Source organism: Kitasatospora sp. NBC_01300, from assembly GCF_041435235.1.
GTDB lineage: Bacteria > Actinomycetota > Actinomycetes > Streptomycetales > Streptomycetaceae > Kitasatospora.
Genome location: NZ_CP108409.1, coordinates 809,663 through 827,456 on the forward strand (window position 1 = coordinate 809,663; position 17,794 = coordinate 827,456).

Below are 17,794 nucleotides of genomic sequence, written 5' to 3' on the forward strand. Positions count from 1 at the left end.
CCCGGCGTCGGCTGCACCCCGCATCGCCACAATCGTCGGTCCCGGCTCCCGCTCGCGGGGAGCCGGGACCGACGCTTGTGGCGGGGTGCGCCACCGACCCGTACCCGATGGTCCGTCCGACCTGCCCGACACCGACGCGTCTGCTGCTGACCGTCGACAGCACGGAGCGGGACGGCGGCGTCAGGGGTCGTAGTCGGTGAGGGTGTGGGTAGGGGTCCAGCCCTGGGTGCGGGCACGGGTGAGGTCGAGGACGACGCTGCGGGTGAGGAGGTCGACGGTGTAGGGGGTGAGTCCGGGGATGCGGGTGGTGCGGGCGGCGAGGCGGGCGAGGGGTGCGGGGAGGTGGGCGATGCGGGCGGGGAGGCGGTGGGCGGCGAGGACGTGGCGCAGGGCGTCGTCACGGCGGTAGGGAGTGGCGTCGGCGATGTTGTAGGCGCCGGGCGGCCAGGGCGGGGTGCCGGTGAGGCCGAAGGCGGCCAGGCAGGCGTCGGTGAGGTTGGCGACGGCGGTGAGGCTGAGCGGGATGTCGCGGCCGGGCAGCGGGAGCAGGCCGTGCCGGGCGCGGGCGAGCAGTTGGGGGACGAGGTGGGGGTCGCCGGGGCCGTAGACGGCGCGGGGGCGCAGGACGACGGCGCCGGCCGTGAGGGCGAGGCGTTCGGCGGCGGCCTTGGTGCGGCCGTAGGCGTTGAGGTGGCCGTCGGCGGTGGGGTGGTCCTCGGTGACGGCGGTGGCAGCGGGGGCGGCGCGGGCGGCGGTGCGCGGGTCGTAGACGCTGGCGCTGCTCACGTGGACCAGAGGACGCCCGGCGGCCGCGCGCAGGACGCGTTCGGTGCCGGTGACGTTGACGGCGTACTGGTGGGCTTCGGCGGGATCGCCCGGGGGCAGGTCGGCGACGGCGGCGGCGCAGTGGACGACGAGGTCGGCGCCGGTGAAGTCGGGCTCGCCCTCGGCGGCGTCCCAGCGGCGATGATGGCCGACCGGGCCGGGGCGGCGGCCGTGGCAGGAGACTTCGAGGCCCAGGGCGGCGGCGGTGCGGGCGAGGTGGGCGCCGCAGAAGCCGGTGGCGCCGGTGATGGCGAGGTGCATCAGGATCTTCCCCGTCGGACGGTGAGTTCGGCGTAGCCGGGCAGGGCGCTGCGGCGGTCGACCCGGGCGCGGGTGACGACCGGGTGGTGGGGGGCGAGCGCCAGGAGGAGGTCGGCGAGCAGGGTGCGGGCCAGGCCGGCCCCGGGGCAGGCGTGCGGGCCGGCGCCGAAGACGGCCTGGGTGGCGGCGGGATCGTCGGCCGGGCTGCGACGGTGGGCCCGGGCGGCGTGGCGGGCGACCAGGACCAGCCGGTCGCCGGCCCGTACGGGGTGCCCGGCGAGGGTGGTGTCGGCGGCGGCGACCCGGGGCAGCAGCGGGGACGGGGCGGTCAGGCGCAGGAGTTCGGCGGCGAGGCTGGGTGCGGTCGTCTCGCTCACGGTCGGCCAGAGCCCGGCGTCGGCGCACCAGGCGACGGCCCGGGGCAGTGCGGCGACGGTGGTGTTCACGGCGGCGACGGCCACCATGGCGTCACGCGCGTCGGGCGCGTCGGGCAGCAGGGCGGCGAGCCGGACCGCGGCGGCGACCGTGGCGGCGGCCGCGTCCGGTCCGCGGCGGCGGGGGCCGGGGAGGTGGTCGCGGGCGGCGTGGGCGGCGGCTTCGGCCGCGGCGTGGGCGAGGCGGTGCGGGCAGGACTGCGCGCCGGTCAGGGCGGCGGCCGTGACGCCGGCCAACTCGCGTGCCAGTGCGACGAGTTCGAGCTCACCGACGGCAAGGTCCGGGACCCGCATCGCGAGCACGGCCTGCCAGTGCGGGCGGATCCGTTGCTGTGCGGCGGTGTCGAGGCCGCCGGCCAGGGCGCGGCGGGCGGTGCGGTGTTCGGCGCCGTCCTGGTCGAACAGCAGTCCGCCGACGGTGAGTTCGGATGCTGCGCCGCCGGTGGTGCCGGGTGCGGTGCGGTCCAGCGGGACCTTGGTGAGCGCTTCGCGGTAGGCCTCGGTGTCGTGCACCAGCACGGTGCGGCCGAGCCGGACCACCGGGCGGCGGCGGGTGGCGGCGAGCAGGGCGAAAAGCAGGGGGTGGCTGCGCAGGTAGACCCGACGGTCCCGGCGGCGGGCCCGGCGGGCGGCGGCGGGCGGGGGCGCCGATGCAGTCATCGGCGCGGGCGTCGAAGCGTTCACGGGGTCGGCCATGGGGTCGGTCACCGGGCCAGCTCCCGTGCGCAGTGCGCGGCGGCCGCCGCCCGGTCCGGCTTGCGGGAGCGGCCCGCGAGCGGGACCTCGCCGAACAGGACGGCGTCCGGCCGGGCCGCCGCCATCCGGTCGAGCGGTCGGCGCAGGGCCTCGCGCAGGCGCCGCGGGTCGGTGCCCGGCGCCGGCTGGACGAGGGCGACCAGCCGCTCGTCGCCGTCCCCGGCCGGAACGCCGACCAGGACGGCCAGTTCGACGCCCGGCAGGTGCAGCGCCGGTTCGTACAGGCCGGGGTAGATGTTCTCGGCGCGGCGCAGCACCATGTCCTTGAGGCGGCCGGCGAGGACGATCCGTCCGTCGGGGGTGAGGGCGGCGCGGTCGCCGGTGCGCACCCAGGGGTCGGGGTCCTCGCCGAGGTAGCGGTGGCGGGCGCCCGGGCCGGTGAGCAGCAGTTCACCGCCGGTGGCGATCCGGGCGCGGACGCCGGGCAGGGGGGCTCCGACCAGGTCGCCGTCCCCGTCGTGGGCGCTCTTGTCCGCCTCCTCGACGGCGGCGGCCGGGAACAGTTCGGTGAGCGCGTACACGCTCCAGGCCTGGTGGGCACCGGACTGCTTGACCCGGCGCAGCAGGGCGGCGTCGGCGGGGGCGGAGCCCGTCCAGACCCGGCCGGTGAAGCGGGCCCCGGCGGCGAGGGCGGCGCGCAGTTGCGGTGGGGTGAGGTAGGTGTGGGCGGGGTCGAGGCGGCCGAGTTGGCGGCCGAGCGCGGCGGGGCGGCGGGCGGGCAGCACGACGGCGGCGCCGGCGGCGAGGGCCGGGACGAGGACGAAGAACGTCCCGCCGAGGACGACCGTCCCGGGGCGCGGGTCGACCAGGTCGGCGACGGTGCGCAGCCCGGCGGCCAGCCCGTCCCGGGTGTGGACGACGGCGCGCGGGCGCGCGGTGGTGCCGGAGGTGAAGACGATCACCGCGTCCGTTTCCGGGCCGCCGACGGGCCGGGCGGGCGGCGGGGTCGCGCCGGCAGGGCGCAGGTGCGGCGCGCAGCCGGGCAGCCGGCGGCCGAGGGTGGCGACCGGCCCGAGTGCGGTGAGGCGGGGCAGGGCGAGGTCCGCGCGGCGGGCGAGCGGCCCGGCCCAGCCGGCCACCGCCTGGGCGGCGGCGTCGGCGAGGACGAGATCGGGGCGGGCCAGGGTGAGCCGGGCGGCGAGCACGTCGGGCCCGGCGGTCGGGTCGAGGACGGCGATGCGCAGGCCCAGCCGGTGCGCGGCGAGCATGACGGCCAGTGCGCGCGGCCCGGGCCGGACGGCGACGCCGACGCTGTCGCCGGGGCCGAGGCCGCGGGCGTGCAGCGCGGCGGCGTAGCCGTCGGCCAGGTCGGCGAGTTCGCCGCGGCGGATCACCGGGCGGACGGTGCCCAGACGGGTGTGGCGCAGGACGGCGGGCCGGTCGGGGTGGTCGGTGCGCAGGGCGTGGGTGAGCCGGTCGAGCATGGCGGGTCCTTCGGCGGGCTGCGGAGCGAACGGAGCGGGTCCGGTCGAGGAAGGGTCGGTGAGGAGCGGGGCGCGCGCGGGCTGTCAACGCACGTCGACGGCGCGCGGCCCCGCGCCGCGCTCCAGGTACCAGCGCGCGGTGCCCAGCACGCCGTACGCGCGGATGCGCCGGGTGGAGTTCTGCACCACCATGTCGCGGCGGCGCACCACCGCCGTGGTGTGCCGGCGGACCCTGTTGAGGAACGCCCGGTCGGTGGGTGAGGGCCGCCGGGGCATGCCGCCGACGGCGAGGTAGAGCTCGGCGGTGATCGCCATGTTGTTGCCCGCGTGCATCCGGTACGGGGTCAGGTAGCCGTGTCGGCGGCGGTGCGCGGGCCGGATCCGGCCGAAGAAGGCGCCGAGCGCGACCAGTGCCAGGAACACCGCGCGCCCGGCCGGGCCGTGCTCGTCGTGGCGGGCGGTGACCCGGCCGCAGACCAGTCCGCCGGAGGCGACCAGCCCTGCGCGGGCCGCGGCCGTCCAGCCCGGTTCGGGCAGGCAGTCGGCGTCGGTGCGGGCGAGCAGGGTGGCGCCGTGGGCGATGGCGTACCGGAAGGCGGTGTCCACCGCGGAGCCGACGCCCTTCTCCGGCTCGACCACCACCTCGACCGGGAACGGCGCGCGGGCCGCGAAGGCACGGGCCAGGGCGACGGTGCCGTCGGTGGAGCCGTTGTCGGCGACGAGCAGGGTGAAGTCACGGTCGCGCTGGGCGGCGAGGGCGCGCAGCACGCCCTCGATCCGGGCCTCCTCCTGGTAGGCGGGGACCACCACCCACAGGTCGGTCCTCACGAGGCCTCCCAGACCATCGTCATGAGGCTGACGCCGCCGCCGAGCCCGATCAGCAGCACCTTCTCGCCGGGCGCCAACGTGCCGCGTATTCGGTCGAGTTGCACGCCCAGCGTGGCACTGGCGACGTTGCCGAGTTCCGGCACGGTCAGGACCAGCTTCCCGGCCGGCACCCCGGTCAGCTCGACGAAGCGTTCCAGGTAGGGGATCGTCACCTGGTGCACCAGCACCCGGGCGTAGTCGTCCCAGCCGAGGCCGGTGCGGGCGGCGAGCCGGGCCAGGGCGGCGGGGCCGATCTCCTCGAAGATGCCGCGCAGTTCCTTGCCGCCGCCCCGGAAGTAGCTGTACTCGTCGCCGCGCGGGTGGCGGGAGCCGCCGCCGGGGATGCCGCCGGCCGGCCAGTGCTCGGAGGCCGTCTCCGTCCCGACGTCGAGGATCCCGCCCCGCTCCACGGCCTCGACGACGACGGCCGCCCCGGCGTCGCCGAAGGTGTAGCCGGCGAAGCCGTCCCGGAACTCCGCCGGGGAGGACGGCGTGCGGAGCATGGCCCGACTGGGCGTCTCGCCGGTGACGACCAGGGCACGCCGGGCCCGGCCGGCCAGAATCATCGCGCGGGCCAGGTCGATCCCGTTGAGGAAGCTGTTGCAGGCGTTGCTGACGTCCAACGCGTGGGCCCTGGTGCCGAGTTCGGCCTGCACGATGTGGGCGGTGGCGGGCTCGCACACGTCCCGGGTGGCGGAGGCGAACAGCAGCAGGTCCACGTCCTGCGGGCGCAGCGCGCGGGCGGCGAGGGCCCGTCGGGCGGCGCCGACCGCGAGGGTGGAGGCGTACTCGCCGTCGGCGGCGAAGTGGCGGGTGCGGATGCCGGTCGCCTTCTCGAACATCCGCTCCGGAAGGGCGAGTCGGCCGCCGGCGGTGACCTCGTCCTGGAGCTGCTGGGAGGTGAGCCGGCGGGCCGGCAGGTGGGAGCCGACGGCGGTGATGCCGATCCTCGGTGTTGCTGCTGGGTGCATGCCCCCATGCTCCGGCGGCACGGCCGGGCCGGCCTGAGTACGGGTACTCAGGCCGGCCCGCCGGGCTACCCGATCACGTCTGCGCAGCTGGACGGTGGACGGCTGCCGAGCTGCCGGGTTCCCGAGTTGCCGCGTTGCCGGGTTCCCGGGTTCCCGGGTTGCCGCGACTCCGGCGCGGGCGGCACCTGTGGTGCCGTCACCGGTCCGGGTGGCTACTCACCGCAGCGGCCGACCAACTTCGCGTTACGGCCCCGCCGAGACCCCGGCCCTGTCATGATCGGCATGTTGCGTCTCGTAGATCCTCGATCTTCGGAAAACAGGAGTGGCTGTGGCAGAGCGGCAGAACGGCACGGTGAAGTGGTTCAACGACGAGAAGGGCTACGGCTTCATCACCCCGGAGTCCGGAGCGGACCTGTTCGTTCACTTCCGGGCGATCCAGGGAGAAGGCTTCAAGTCCCTGGTTGAGGGCCAGAAGGTGACCTTCGTGGCGGTCCAGGGCCAGAAGGGGCTCCAGGCCGACGAGGTCCAGGTGGTGGGGTAGTAGCAGTTCCTCTCCTTCCTCCCCCGGCCCCGGCCCCGGGTCCGGGGTCCAATGGGAGACGCGGGAGATCACGGCCTGGGCGGCCTCCGTTCGATCGGGGCCGCCCAGGCCGTTCTGGCTAGTTTGGGCGACTCGCCGGGAGGTCAGCCGCCCGACGTCTCGACGGTCACCGCGACTGCGCGGTCCCGGAGGGCGGCGGCGGTGAACTCCACCTCGACGAGCGTGCCCGCCAGCCCGGCCGTCTTCAGCTCGACAGCCATCGCCCGCGCCTGCGCCAGCGGCAGCCCGTGGGCCGCGCGCAGGGCTCGCAGCACGGGGACGAGACTCAGCTCGGGCCGTACGAGGTGAAGGCGCGCCGGTCCGTGCTCCGCCAGTAGCGCCTGGCGGATCTCCTCGGGTGTCGGCCCGCCGCCGTCCTCCTCGCACCAGGCGGCGGGGCAGGTCGGGCAGGAGGCCTCGGTGCCCCAGCACAGCCGTCCGCGGTCCAGGAACTGGCCGACGTCGCGGACCAGCACACCGCCGCAGTCCGCGCATTGTGTCGTGATCTTCGCGCCCTGTGTGATCATCGGACTCTCCGCCGTCGCTCGTCGTTGCGCGGATCGTCCCGCATGTACGCGTGCCCGTCGACCATCGGCTGTCGCCCATCGACCGTCGTTCCTGGGCGAGGCCTCAGCCGCGCCGGGTGCTGCTCGGCCGGTTGCGGTGGCGGCCGACGGTGCCGACGCGTTTGAGGGTCCGGACGATCGGGGCGGTCTCGACCGTGTCGATGCCCGGGAGGGCGCCGAGACGGTCGGTCAGGTAGTCGTACAGGTACTCGTCGTCGGGGCAGAGGACGGCGGCGAGGAGGTTGGTCCGCCCCGTGGTGGCGGCGGCGTAGGCGACCTCGGGGTGTTCGGCCAGGGCTGCGCCGACGGCGGCGAGGCGCGAGGGCCGCACCGACATCCAGATGGCGGTGGTGGTCGGGCTGCCCAGTAGCCGCTCGTCGACGTCCACGACGAAGAAGAGCGCCCCGGCCGCGCGCAGGTGGGCGATCCGGCGGCGCACCGTCGACTCGTGGCAGCGGGCCTCGGCGGCCAGCGCCGCGTACGTCGTGCGGCCGTCGCGGGCCAGCGCGGTGAGCAGCGTGTGGTCGAGGTCGGTGAGCTCGGTGAGCCCGGCGGGCTCAGTGGGCTCCAGCGACGGCGCCGAGGACGACGACGGCCGGGCGTCGGCAGGCGGGAGCCTCGGGGGTGGGAAGGCAGGCGGCGGGAACGCGGGGGCGAGCGCGTCCCGCTGGGCCTGGTCCAGCGCGCAGGTCAGGGCACCCCAGGTGGTCGGGCCGCCCTTGAGCAGCCGCAGCACGCGCTGCGCGGTGATCGAGGTGACCCCCGGGAGCCGGTCGAGCAGTTGCACCGGCGCGTCCTGGGCACGGTCCCGGTGCGCCACGAGGTGGCAGATGATCTCGGTGGCGCCCGAGGCGAGCTGGACCCACCGCGTGTCCTCCCGCGCGGCCAGGGCCCGGGCCAGGCCGAGCGAGGCGCCGGGGGCGGACTGCAGCCGCAGCGTCCACACGGTCTGCCCGACGGGCCGGGGGTTGAGCCGGCCGATGACGCGCAGCCCGGCGCTCTCGCACAGCGCGGCGTAGCGGCGGGCGACGACCTGCTCGGAGACGCCCAGCACCGAGGCGATCCGGCGCAGGGGGGCGCGCCCGTCGATCTGCAGGGCGTGGATCAGTCGGAGATTGAGGGATTCCACGGATCCAGACCCTACCCGGGGCGGTATCCGGCACCTGCGTCCGGACTCGTTGCGCCCGCTCGCGGCCGATCCGGATCATCGGTGCGCAGGCCGACGCGGCATCTGTCCGCGCGGAACTGCGATCCCCGTGACGGCCGCGCCGAGGCTCGGCCGCCACCCGCGAGGAAGAGGAGGAGGGGAGATCCGGGCACACCACCCGGCTCCCCGACGGCAGATGAGCGCATTTCGTGATCTTCGGCATTACATCGACCACCTGACCGAGGCCCTCGGGAAGGACGAAGTCCTCCAGATCGACGGCGCCGACCGGGACCTGGACATCGGAGGCATCACCGAACTGCTCGCGGAGCGGGAAGGCCCCGCCCTGATGTTCGACAACATTCCGGGATTCTCCGCGGGGTACCGGGTGTTCACCAACTTCATGGGGACGCCCGCCCGCACCGCGGTGGCGCTCGGGCTGCCGCACGACACCCCCAAGCTCGACATCGTGCGGGCCTGGAAGGACCTCAGCAAGCGGATCGAGCCCGTTCCACCCGTGGAGGTCGCCACCGGCCCGGTCCTGGAGAACGTCCTGGTCGGTGAGGACGTGGACCTCGGGATCTTCCCCACCCCTCGCTGGCACGACGGGGACGGCGGCCGCTACATCGGCACCGCCTGCATGGTGATCACCCGTGACCCCGACAGCGGCTGGGTCAACGTCGGCACCTACCGGGCCTGCGTCCAGGGCCGCGACCGGTTGTCGCTGTGGATGCTCGGCAACCGGCACGCCAAGGCGATCGCCGAGAAGTACTGGGCACGCGGCCGGACCTGCCCGATCGCCGTGGTGGTCGGGCAGGATCCGATCCTGTCGACCGCCGCCGCGATCGCCGCGCCGTCCGGGATGTCGGAGTACGACCTCGCGGGCGGACTGCGCGGGGAGGGCGTCGAGGTCCTGTACGCGCCGGGCAGCGAGCTCCCGATCCCGGCGCACGCCGAGATCGTGATCGAGGGCGAACTGCCGCCGGTCGAGGAGGAGTCCGTCCTGGAGGGCCCCTTCGGGGAGTGGACCGGGTACTACACGCACTCGGGCCAGGAGACCGTCGTCCGGGTCACCCGGATCCTGCACCGCGACGACCCGATCATCCTGGGCGCCCCGCCGATGCTGCCGACCATCCCGGCCGGCGACCAGGCCGTTCCGCTCTACTCGGCGTCGCTGACCTGGGACCACCTGGAAGCGTCCGGCGTGCAGAACGTCAAGGGCGTGTGGGCCTACGCCCGGCAGCTCCTGATGGTCGTCTCCATCGAGCAGACCGGCGCGGGGGACGCCATGCACGCGCTGCTGGCGGCGGCCGGGCGCAAGCGCACCGGCGGTATGGAACGGTACTTCGTCGTGGTCGACGAGGACATCGACATCACCGACATCAACCACGTCCTGTGGGCGATGTTCACCCGCGTCCACCCGACCGAGTCCATCCAGGTCCTGCGCGCGCCCACCACCGCCATCGACCCCCGGCTCGCACCCGACAAGCTCGCCGCCGGCGACCTGTCGATGGGCATCGTGCTCATCGACGCGTGCAAGCCGTTCGCGTGGAAGGACCGGTACCCGCCGGCCAACCGCGTCGACCAGGCCACCCGCGAGCAACTGCGCGAACGGTGGGCGGGCGTCCTGGCGCTGTAACCCGCCGGGGGTGGCGGGCAAGTCCCCCACCCCCTCCGGCCCTTCCCCCTTCGGCTTACGCCAGGAGCACATCGTGTCCGCCACACCCTCCGCCGCACCCCCCACCACCCGCCTCGTCATCGGAGTCACCGGCGCCACCGGCGCCCCGATCGCCGTCCGCCTGCTACAGGTCCTGCGCGAGGTACCGCAGGTGGAGACCCACCTCGTCCTGAGCACCTGGGCCCGATCCACCATCGAGGTGGAGACGCCTTACAAGGCCCGCCAATTCGCCGAACTAGCCGACGTGACACACAAGTTCGGCGACCTCGGCGCCACCATCTCCTCCGGCTCCTACCCGGTCGCGGGCATGGCCATCGTCCCGTGCAGCATGAAGACGCTCGCGGCCGTCCGGCACGGCATGGCCGACAACCTCATCACCCGCGCCGCCGACGTCACCCTCAAGGAACGACGCCCGCTGGTCCTCGTGCCCCGGGAGACACCCCTCAACGAGATCCACCTGGAGAACATGCTCGCGCTCTCCCGGATGGGCGTACGCATCGTCCCGCCGATGCCGGCCTTCTACGACACCCCGAACGGCATCAGCGACCTCGTCGACCACATCGTCATGCGCATCCTCGACCAGTTCGACCTCCCCGCAGGCACCGCCGACATCGCGGAACGCTGGCAGGGCCTGGCCGACACCCGCCACCACCGCCCCGCCTCCTGACACCACGCGGCACACCCACCGCCACGAAAACCACAGCGCTGGTCGCCGCCACCCACGTGTGGCCGCGACCAGCGCTTTCCGGAATCAGTCGATGACGGCGTCGATCTCCACTTCCACGAGCCATTCGGGATCGATGAAACGTGAGACCTCAACGACGGTACAGGCCGGACGCACCGACGCGAACCGCTCCCCGTGCGCTCGCGCGGCCTCCTTCCAACGCGTCACATCAGTGAGCATGAGACGGGTCCGCACAACATCCCCCAACGACGCCCCCGCCTCCTTCAGCGCGGCCTCCGCAATGTCCAGACACCTGACCGTCTGGGCGTACACATCGCCCTTCCCCACGGTCGTCCCACCGTCCCCGATGGGAGCAGTCCCCGCGACTACAACGTGTGACCCCTTGCGGACTGCCCGGGAAAAGCCGATCTGAGGTTCGAGGGGCGATCCGGAACTGACTATCTGCCGATGATCCATCGCACCATGCTCCCAGAGCACCGCACATCTGAAAACAGGCCCTCCACCGAACACTTCGCCCCTGAACCAACCCATCCCCCGCGCCTGCGGGGCCGATGCGTCGCCGAAACCTTCCCAGAAGCGCCACGGGGAGCAATCCCCGCGCGTGCGGGGCCGATCACGATCGCGGTGATGGCTGCCTTGTCGGCGTCGGAGCAATCCCCGCACGTGCGGGGCCGATCAGCTCTGACATTGCCTCAGCAGCCTCTGCGACAGAGCAATCCCCGCACGTGCGGGGCCGATTCGACCGTGTCGTCGGCGGGATCGAGGCTCAGGGAGCAATCCCCGCACGTGCGGGGCCGATGCGGTTCCGCGACATCCCAGCTTGCGGTAAGCGGAGCAATCCCCGCACGTGCGGGGCCGATCCCGCGTCCGTCCTCGGCGGCCTGATCCACTCGGAGCAATCCCCGCACGTGCGGGGCCGATGCTTCGTGACCTGCGAGTCTATCGGCGGGAGCGGGCCGAGAGGATCAGTCCGTCGAAGTCGACGGGCTTCCAGCGGTCCTTGCCGGCGGTGCGGACGGTCCAGCCCTGTTCGTTGGTGGCGGGTTCGACGAGGACGGCTTGGCCGTCGCCGATGCGGGTGGCGAGGAGGTCCCAGAGGCGGTCGCGGATGCGGCGGCTGGGGGTACCGACGAAGACGCCGGCGTTGACTTCGACCATCCAGCGGGTGAGGTGGCCGCGCAGGCCTTCGGGGGCGGCGATGAGAATGATGACGGTCATGGGCTGTCCGTGTCCTGGGTGAACTCCGGTCCGATGATGGCCAGGTGTTCGTCTCCCATGCCCGGGTCGGAGGCAGGGAGCGTCGGTGTGCCTTCCGTCTCGGCCCAGTTGACGCCGCCCTGGACCGTGCCGACGCGTTCGTCCCAGAGCTCGTTGACCTCGACGTCCGGCATGTCGGTGCCGTCCGGGCTGAGGAGCGCCTTGACGTCGCGGACGATGCGGCCGAGCAGCTTGTCCTCGGCGATGCGGTCGCGCAGGCCGAGCCGGGCGTCGCGTTCCTCGGTGTGGCCCTGCTTGGCGAGGTCGAAGGCGAGGGGGATGGTGTATTCGGCCTTGTAGAGGTCCGCGATGTCGAGGACGAACGAGGTGGCCAGGCCGGTGTGGACGAAGCCGAGGCCGGGGCTGGCGCCCAGGCCGGTGATGACCGCATGGCAGATCCCGTAGAGCGCGGCGTTGGCGGCCGACAGGAGCCGGTTGAGGTCGTCGCCTGCGGCATACGCATCGCCGGCCTTGTAGACCCGGCCGTTCCAGGGAACACCCGTTCGGTGGGACTCGGCCCGGTAGAGCTTGCGGATACGGGCGCCCTCGCCGCCGCGCAGCTGCTGCATGGTCGCGGTGCTGACGTCCTCGCCGGGGAAGCGCATGCGGTACATGGTCCGGGCGACGGCGAGGCGTTCCTTGGTGCGGCTGACCAGCCAGGCCTGCCGGTTGAGGAGGGCCGCGCCACGGCTGGGGCCGAGTCCGGCCGCGTACATCCGCACGCCCTGCTCACCGACCCAGCACACGGTGGTGCCGGAGTCGGCGAGCAGGTTGACGGCGCCGTGGGTGATGCGGGTGCCCGGGCCGAGCAGCATCACGGCGACCATGGCGGCCGGGACCCGGACGGTCTCGCGCTTGTTGATGACGACGACTGCGTTCTCGTCGCGGTCGATGTGGCTGCGCTCGACGTACACGCTGGAGACTCGGTCGGCGAGGCGGTGCAGGTCGTGGGGGTGGGCTTTCCACCAGATGTCGGCCATCGGTCAGTGGTGTCCGGTCGGCAGCGGGGCGACGGTGAGCAGGCCGCAACCGTAGGCCTTGGAGGGGCCGATGCCGCCGAGGAGGGCGGCTTGGAAGAGCCCTGGGTCGGTGATGCGCAGCCGGCCTTCGAAGGTGGCGGTGGTGAGGGTGACCGGGCTGCGGGTGCCGGGCTTGGTGAAGGTGCTGCGGGTGCGGTCGGTGATCCGGGCCTCCCGTGCGGGCTGCTGCGCCTCTTCGGGGGTGTCCGGGGCTGCTGGTTCGAGGCCCGGTGCCGCCTTGTCGGTGCGTGCCTCGGGGATGGTGAAGCCCCAGCGCTGGGTGCGTTCGAGGAACCAGGTGAGCTGCTGGGCGGCGGTGCGGTGGGCCATCCGGTAGGAGCGGTGGTGGAGTTCGGCGGCGGTCTTGGTGTGGTGCGGGCTCGCTTTGACGGGCTTGGCGGTGTTCTGGACGGGGCTGGCCTTGAGGCGGAACGCGAATTCGCGGCCGACGGCGAGCTGGGCGAGCAGCGGGCTGTAGTCGCGGACCGCGTAGTGCTCTCCTTCGGCGTCGGGCCAGCCCGCCTGTTCGACGATGTGGGTCCAGTCGGGCTTGGAGGGGGTGAGGACCAGCAGCGTGGGGCGGCGTGGGTGGTCGGCGTCGAGGCGCCAGAGGACCCGGTCGCCGGCGGCGGGGTCGGGGATGCCTGCCGTGACGGCGCCGTGCAGGGCGCGGGGGTTGGCGAGCAGGGTGCGGCTGGCGGCGCGCAGGGGGTTGATGCGGACGCGGGAGAGGTAGGTCATCTGGTCACCAGCCCAGCAGGGCGAACGGGTCGTGGCCGCCGGCCGCAGTGGCCGGTTGGACGGTCTCGGTGGGCGCGGCGGACGGGGCGAACGGGCCGGACGGGGCGAGGCCGGTGGGGACGTTGAGCCAGGCGTGGCGGATCCGCCGGGTGGTGAAGCCGCGGTCGCGGGGCGCGAAGGAGCGCGGGACGTCCTGCAAGGTGTCGTCGCCGGCCGGGTCGTCGAAGGTTGCGGCCAGGTCGATCCGGTGCGGCGAGAACGGGTCCGGACCGCGTTCGGCCCGTCGGCGGTAGGCGGCCTGGACGGCGGTGCCCGCCTGCCAGGGCTCGTCCGCCAGCACGTCCTCCAGGGCTCCGGCGCGCACGGCGCCGAGGGCGAGCGGCTGGGTGGGGACGCAGGAGCGCCGGCCGAGCGCGAGTGGGAAGGCGGGGCGGCGGATCGCCTCGGCGAGCGTCGCGACGAGGCCGGCCGGGCCCTGGACGGCGGCGACGAACACCGCGTCCTGGAGGTAGTAGCGGTGGGTGACGTGGGTGTCCTTGGCCGGGGAGGTCGGCTTCTGCAGGCCCTTGGCGTTGACGCCGCTCTGGGGCAGCGGGCGGCCCCGGTAGTCGCTGACGGTGTGGTAGTCGCGCAGCAGCGTACCGGGCTGGTCGATGCGCACGCCCAGGCGCAGGCCGACCAGGCCGGTGATGTCCGCCTCGCGGGGAAGTCCGGCGGCGGCGGCGAGCAGGCCGACGACTCCGGACTTGGTCGGCTGGGGCGGGGTGTCGCGGCGGTTGAAGGCGCTGCGGTCGCCCCAGGACTGGAGCGGCCCGGCCAGGCGCAGGACGAGGACCGCCTGGTCCTCCTCCTGTTCCGGGGCCGGTGCGGGGGCGGTGGTGAGGCTCGGGTCGGCGGGCATCAGTTGTCGTTCACCCGCTCGGTGAGGGCGGTGCGCAGGCCGTCGCGCAGCTCGGCGAAGGTGCGGTTCGCGCCGAAGGCCTCCGCCAGCTGCTGCGCGGGCTCGTCGGCGCCGGTGTCCGCGCCGAGGGTGTGGCAGATGCCGACGTACAGCGGGCTGTCTCCCCACTGCTCGGTGGCGGTGGCGAACTCCTTGGCGAGGCGGCGCGCGGACTCGGCGACGATGCCCCGGCTCGCCGGGACGGGGTTCTCGTACGCGGACACGAGGTTCACGGGCTGGTCGGCGCGGACCACGACGGCCACCAGGCTGGGGCGGGTGCGGTGCGCGAAGGAGTTGCCGTAGCCGGTGGGCATGGAACGGGCGAAGGAGTCGACGAACAGGTCGACAGCGTCTACGGCGGCCTTGTCGTCGCCGAGGTTGCCGCGCAGCTGGTGCAGACCCACGGTCGCGTAGCGGTAGAGGGTGGCGGAGTTGAAGCCGATGGTGCCGATCATGCCGGCGCCGGTCTCGTCGGCGGTGTTCTCGTCGTCGACGGCCGTGTAGTAGTCGAATTCGAGTTCGGCGGCGTGGGTGGAGATCGCGTGCGCCACCTGGGTGGCGGCGTCGACGTTCAGGCCGGGGATGTCGGCGACCATCCGGCCGAAGAGCGCGACGTCGGCCGGGTGGCCGCTCTGCAGCTGCTCCTTGACCGGCAGGGCCTTGACGGCCTCGTCGAGGGCCTTGGCGTCGAGGGCGGCGAGGTCGACGGCGGTGTCGGCGACCAGGTCGACGATGCCGTCCAGCTGGCGACGCCCGTAGAAGAGCAGATAAGCGGTGTCGCCCTCCTTCTTGCCGGCGGAGATCCCGGTCGACTTGATCAGGGCGTCGGCGATCCGCTGCGCGTCCTCGGCCTCGACGCCGGTGCGCTCGGCGATGCCCTTGGCCAGTTGGGCGGCGATCCGCTTGGTGCGGGTGGCGAGGTCCTGCCGGTCGCGGCTCTCGGCGAAGTGGACGCGGGTGGCTCGCTTCCAGGCCTGGGAGGAGACACGCGAGCGGCGCTTGCCGCCGAAGTACGCCTCCTTGGGGTTGCCGTTGTCGTCCCGGTTGAGGTTGGCCGGCGGGACGGTCTGCAGGATGTGGACGTCGATGTAGAGGCGGGCGGTCATGCGCTTCTCCTCGGGGGTGGTGGTCCGGATGTGTCGGGCACTCAGTCGGTGGGCGTCTTGTCCTTCCACGCCTGGTAGCCGATCGCCCACTTGAGGCGGACCTGCGGGCGCCGGTCGGTGCTGTGCCAGGCCTGGATGTCGGCCATCAGGTGGCCGTAGTCCAACGGCTGCGTGATGGAACGCAGTTGGGTGACCAGCCCCCGCAGGTGGACCAGCAGCGCGGACACGCTGGTGGCGCCCGCGAGTTGGGCGACCCGGGTGTCGAGCGCCTCCTCGCTGACCTTGCCGCTCCGGCGCAGCACTCGCAGCGCCTCCCCGAGCTTGACGCCACGGCGGTGCATCGGCTTGGACTGGCTCTGCTGGTGGAGGCCGTAGAGGGCCAGCGCGGCGTGCTCGGCCTTCTGCTCGTCGGAGACCTCGTCGCGCAGCGCGAGGACGTCGTTGACCTCGCAGCTGTAGAGCGGCCACATCTTGGGGCTGTCCATGACGGGGCGCCCGAGGCCGGAGCGCAGGGCCGCCAGGTCCTCGCCGGGCGGCCGGCGTGGTTGCTTGGTGCGGGGGTCGTACCGCCAGTTGTGGTCGGGGCCGGTGAACTCGTCCCAGTACCGGCGCCGTCGGGCGGCGGCGGTGGTGCGCTCGGCAGCGCCGGTGTGCTCAGCGGGGGTGGTGTGCTCAGCGGCGGCGCCGGTGTGCTCAGTCGTCAAAGTCCGCTCCGGGGTCGTGGTCGAGGGCGGGGCCGGTCTCGGCCGCCCGGGCGGCGGCCGCTTCCCGTACGGCGTCGGCGTACCGGGGAAGGATCTCGTCGAGCCGGCTCCGGAAGTTGGCGCCCGCGGTGCCGAGCCTGTAGGTCTGCGTCTTGCCCGCCTTGCCGCCCTGGCTGATCGTGCGGCCGCCGAAGGTCGTGGCGGGTGCGGCCAGCAGGAGCGTGTTCGCCGCGTCCCACGCCTGGCGGTGGGCGAGTTGTTCCCATGCGAGCCGGCCCCGCTCCAGGGCCTCGTCGTCTGCGCCGGCGGTGCGAACGCCGGCGAGCAGGCGACGCACCAGGGGGTCGAGGGTGTGCAGGAGGAGTTCGCCCGGTCGCTGGCCCTTGTCCCAGGGAATGGGGTCCGTTCCGGCGGCCCGGCGCAGGTCGGCGGAGAGGTTGCTGACGGCCTGGGCGAGCCGTTCCGCCTGCTCGGCGACGTCCAGGAGCAGCAGTTGGGCTTCGCTGTCCTGCTGGAGGGCGAGCAGCGGCAGGGGGATGGCGTCGTGGATGACGTCCTCGACGATCGCGGACTGGGTGCCGTAGACCATGCCGAAGGTCTCGACCTGCAGCGGGTAGTCGGCGGGGAGTAGGCCGTCTTCTTGCAGGGCGCTGATCTGGTCGAGCAGGATGCTGGTCTCGAAGCCGCCGTCGGGGCCCTGCCGGGTGGGCGTGAGAAGGGCCTCCAGGCCGCGCCAGGCGGCCTTGCCCTGGGTGTGGCGGCGCGGCCTGCGCTCGGGCAGGGCGGAGGCGGACTTCTTGGCGGGGGCGGTGAAGGTCCAGGCGGTATGCGGCTCCTGCTCGGGCATGGGCATCAGCCGGTCCCCCGCGCTGATGACGACCCGGGCCACCTTCAGCTGCCCGGACTCGTCCTGGTGCGGGATGAGACGGATCCGCCGGGCCTGCCAGGTCCACAGGTCGAGGAGGCCTTCGGCAGCGCGGGGCTGCCAGGCGGGGCCGTGCGGGCCGCGTTTCCACTGCGGGAGGCCGAGGTTGACGGGCGGGGTGAGCGGAAGGTTCAGCAGGAGGGTCTCGTACAGGGTGCACCCGGTGGGGACGATGACGCCTAGCTGGCCGAGCGGGCCGGTGGGGTTCCCGGTCGTCTTGCCCGCCTTGACCTGGTCGTCGCCGACGACGCCGGTCTTGATCGCCGCGGTGTCCCAGCAGTGGGCGTGCACGAGCCAGTGGGCGGCCTGGGCCGGCGTCAGGTCGAGCGGATCCGCGTCGGTACGGGTGCCGAACAGCGGGACGTTGTTGCCGCTCGCCGCGGTCGCCACCAGGGCGGCGGAGCCCTTCGTCTCGTCCTTGGCGGTACGCAGCCCGGCGACCTGCCCGAACGGGGCGGCGGAGTCGAAGAGCTCGAACTTCGCCCGGTGATCGGCGAGGTAGGTCTCCAGGCTGCCCAGCTCGTCCTCCGTGAACCCGCCGCCCTCCCGGGTGAGCCGCTCGCCCTTCTCCCCGGGGTTCTGGGGCGCGCTGGTGGCGTCGGCGACGACGGGCAGCAGGACCTGACGCAGGACGGCCGGGAGCTGCGTGGAGAACTCGACGACGAGGCCCTCGAACTCGTGGGCCCGGGCCAGGGCCTCGGCGATCCCCACCTGCACGGGAGGCCCGCCACCGACGGGTCGTACCGTCAGCCACGGTTCGTCGACAAGGTTGTACCCAGGCACGCGCTGATCTCCCAACTAGCCATGTTTAGCTTGTTGCTGGTTCATCGTGGCACCGGCGGATGCCTGTTGTGGGGTGAATGCTTGAATTGCCCCCGGCCCCGCCTGCTTGGGTGCGCGGGGATGGCCCG

The 17,794-nt window shown here is 73.7% G+C and carries 18 protein-coding genes and 1 CRISPR repeat array; of the genes, 3 read left to right on the forward strand and 15 right to left on the reverse strand.

Annotated elements, in window-relative coordinates; all coding sequences use genetic code 11:
- Window positions 1-180 precede the first annotated feature (180 nt).
- The 5 genes from OG556_RS37140 to OG556_RS37160 all read right to left on the reverse strand — a co-directional run bounded on the left by OG556_RS37140 (window position 181) and on the right by OG556_RS37160 (window position 5,538).
- Entirely contained in the window at window positions 181-1,086 is a 906-nt protein-coding gene (locus OG556_RS37140; RefSeq protein ID WP_331744380.1) for an NAD(P)-dependent oxidoreductase, read from the reverse strand.
- Window positions 1,086-2,228, reverse strand: coding sequence for a cytochrome P450 (locus OG556_RS37145; protein ID WP_331744382.1), 1,143 nt, complete (start codon window positions 2,226-2,228; stop codon window positions 1,086-1,088). The genes OG556_RS37140 and OG556_RS37145 overlap by 1 nt, the downstream gene beginning before the upstream one ends.
- Window positions 2,225-3,700: a class I adenylate-forming enzyme family protein gene (locus OG556_RS37150; RefSeq protein WP_331744385.1), complete on the reverse strand. Its 1,476-nt coding sequence runs from the start codon at window positions 3,698-3,700 to the stop codon at window positions 2,225-2,227. The genes OG556_RS37145 and OG556_RS37150 overlap by 4 nt, the downstream gene beginning before the upstream one ends.
- A gap of 84 nt (window positions 3,701-3,784) precedes the next feature.
- Complete coding sequence (locus tag OG556_RS37155; RefSeq protein ID WP_331744388.1) at window positions 3,785-4,528, reverse strand: glycosyltransferase; 744 nt, start codon at window positions 4,526-4,528, stop codon at window positions 3,785-3,787.
- Window positions 4,525-5,538 (reverse strand): 3-oxoacyl-[acyl-carrier-protein] synthase III C-terminal domain-containing protein, encoded by a 1,014-nt coding sequence (locus OG556_RS37160; RefSeq protein ID WP_331744392.1) that lies wholly within the window; start codon window positions 5,536-5,538, stop codon window positions 4,525-4,527. Before OG556_RS37160 ends, OG556_RS37155 begins: the two co-directional genes overlap by 4 nt.
- 328 nt (window positions 5,539-5,866) lie before the next feature.
- On the opposite strand from OG556_RS37160, the gene OG556_RS37165 reads away from it, so the two are divergent.
- Complete coding sequence (locus tag OG556_RS37165; protein ID WP_331744396.1) at window positions 5,867-6,079, forward strand: cold-shock protein; 213 nt, start codon at window positions 5,867-5,869, stop codon at window positions 6,077-6,079.
- Window positions 6,080-6,222: 143 nt separating this feature from the next.
- Here the strand turns inward: OG556_RS37165 and OG556_RS37170 are convergent, their stop codons facing one another.
- Together OG556_RS37170 and OG556_RS37175 are read right to left on the reverse strand one after the other, a co-directional pair.
- Window positions 6,223-6,645: a hypothetical protein gene (locus OG556_RS37170; protein ID WP_331744399.1), complete on the reverse strand. Its 423-nt coding sequence runs from the start codon at window positions 6,643-6,645 to the stop codon at window positions 6,223-6,225.
- Window positions 6,646-6,748: 103 nt separating this feature from the next.
- A complete protein-coding gene (locus tag OG556_RS37175) occupies window positions 6,749-7,813 on the reverse strand; it encodes an Lrp/AsnC family transcriptional regulator (protein ID WP_331744401.1) in 1,065 nt (354 codons plus the stop codon).
- A 214-nt stretch (window positions 7,814-8,027) separates the two neighbouring features.
- On the opposite strand from OG556_RS37175, the gene OG556_RS37180 reads away from it, so the two are divergent.
- Window positions 8,028-9,467 carry a UbiD family decarboxylase gene (locus OG556_RS37180; RefSeq protein WP_331744404.1) on the forward strand — a complete coding sequence of 480 codons (1,440 nt, stop codon included), beginning with the start codon at window positions 8,028-8,030 and terminating at the stop codon, window positions 9,465-9,467.
- A 73-nt stretch (window positions 9,468-9,540) separates the two neighbouring features.
- Entirely contained in the window at window positions 9,541-10,173 is a 633-nt protein-coding gene (locus OG556_RS37185; protein WP_331744405.1) for a UbiX family flavin prenyltransferase, read from the forward strand.
- Window positions 10,174-10,257: 84 nt separating this feature from the next.
- Here OG556_RS37185 and OG556_RS37190 read toward each other — a convergent pair whose 3' ends face one another.
- The 8 genes from OG556_RS37190 to casA form a co-directional block, all read right to left on the reverse strand.
- Window positions 10,258-10,647 (reverse strand): RidA family protein, encoded by a 390-nt coding sequence (locus OG556_RS37190; RefSeq protein WP_331744406.1) that lies wholly within the window; start codon window positions 10,645-10,647, stop codon window positions 10,258-10,260.
- Window positions 10,648-10,716: 69 nt separating this feature from the next.
- Window positions 10,717-11,112: direct repeats of the CRISPR family, unit length 28 nt; unit sequence GAGCAATCCCCGCACGTGCGGGGCCGAT.
- 18 nt (window positions 11,113-11,130) lie between these two features.
- Entirely contained in the window at window positions 11,131-11,409 is a 279-nt protein-coding gene (gene cas2e, locus OG556_RS37195) for a type I-E CRISPR-associated endoribonuclease Cas2e (protein WP_331744407.1), read from the reverse strand.
- Window positions 11,406-12,428, reverse strand: a complete 1,023-nt coding sequence (gene cas1e / locus OG556_RS37200) for a type I-E CRISPR-associated endonuclease Cas1e (RefSeq protein ID WP_331744409.1) — start codon at window positions 12,426-12,428, stop codon at window positions 11,406-11,408. The genes cas2e and cas1e overlap by 4 nt, the downstream gene beginning before the upstream one ends.
- Before the next feature lie 3 nt (window positions 12,429-12,431).
- Entirely contained in the window at window positions 12,432-13,208 is a 777-nt protein-coding gene (cas6e, locus tag OG556_RS37205; RefSeq protein ID WP_331744410.1) for a type I-E CRISPR-associated protein Cas6/Cse3/CasE, read from the reverse strand.
- A 4-nt stretch (window positions 13,209-13,212) separates the two neighbouring features.
- Complete coding sequence (cas5e, locus tag OG556_RS37210) at window positions 13,213-14,109, reverse strand: type I-E CRISPR-associated protein Cas5/CasD (RefSeq protein ID WP_331744412.1); 897 nt, start codon at window positions 14,107-14,109, stop codon at window positions 13,213-13,215.
- Window positions 14,109-15,254: a type I-E CRISPR-associated protein Cas7/Cse4/CasC gene (cas7e, locus tag OG556_RS37215; protein ID WP_331744414.1), complete on the reverse strand. Its 1,146-nt coding sequence runs from the start codon at window positions 15,252-15,254 to the stop codon at window positions 14,109-14,111. The genes cas5e and cas7e overlap by 1 nt, the downstream gene beginning before the upstream one ends.
- 41 nt (window positions 15,255-15,295) lie before the next feature.
- On the reverse strand, window positions 15,296-15,958 hold the full coding sequence (casB, locus tag OG556_RS37220) for a type I-E CRISPR-associated protein Cse2/CasB (protein ID WP_331744416.1): 663 nt from the start codon (window positions 15,956-15,958) through the stop codon (window positions 15,296-15,298).
- Window positions 15,948-17,666, reverse strand: coding sequence for a type I-E CRISPR-associated protein Cse1/CasA (gene casA, locus OG556_RS37225; protein ID WP_331744419.1), 1,719 nt, complete (start codon window positions 17,664-17,666; stop codon window positions 15,948-15,950). The genes casB and casA overlap by 11 nt, the downstream gene beginning before the upstream one ends.
- Window positions 17,667-17,794: the final 128 nt, after the last annotated feature.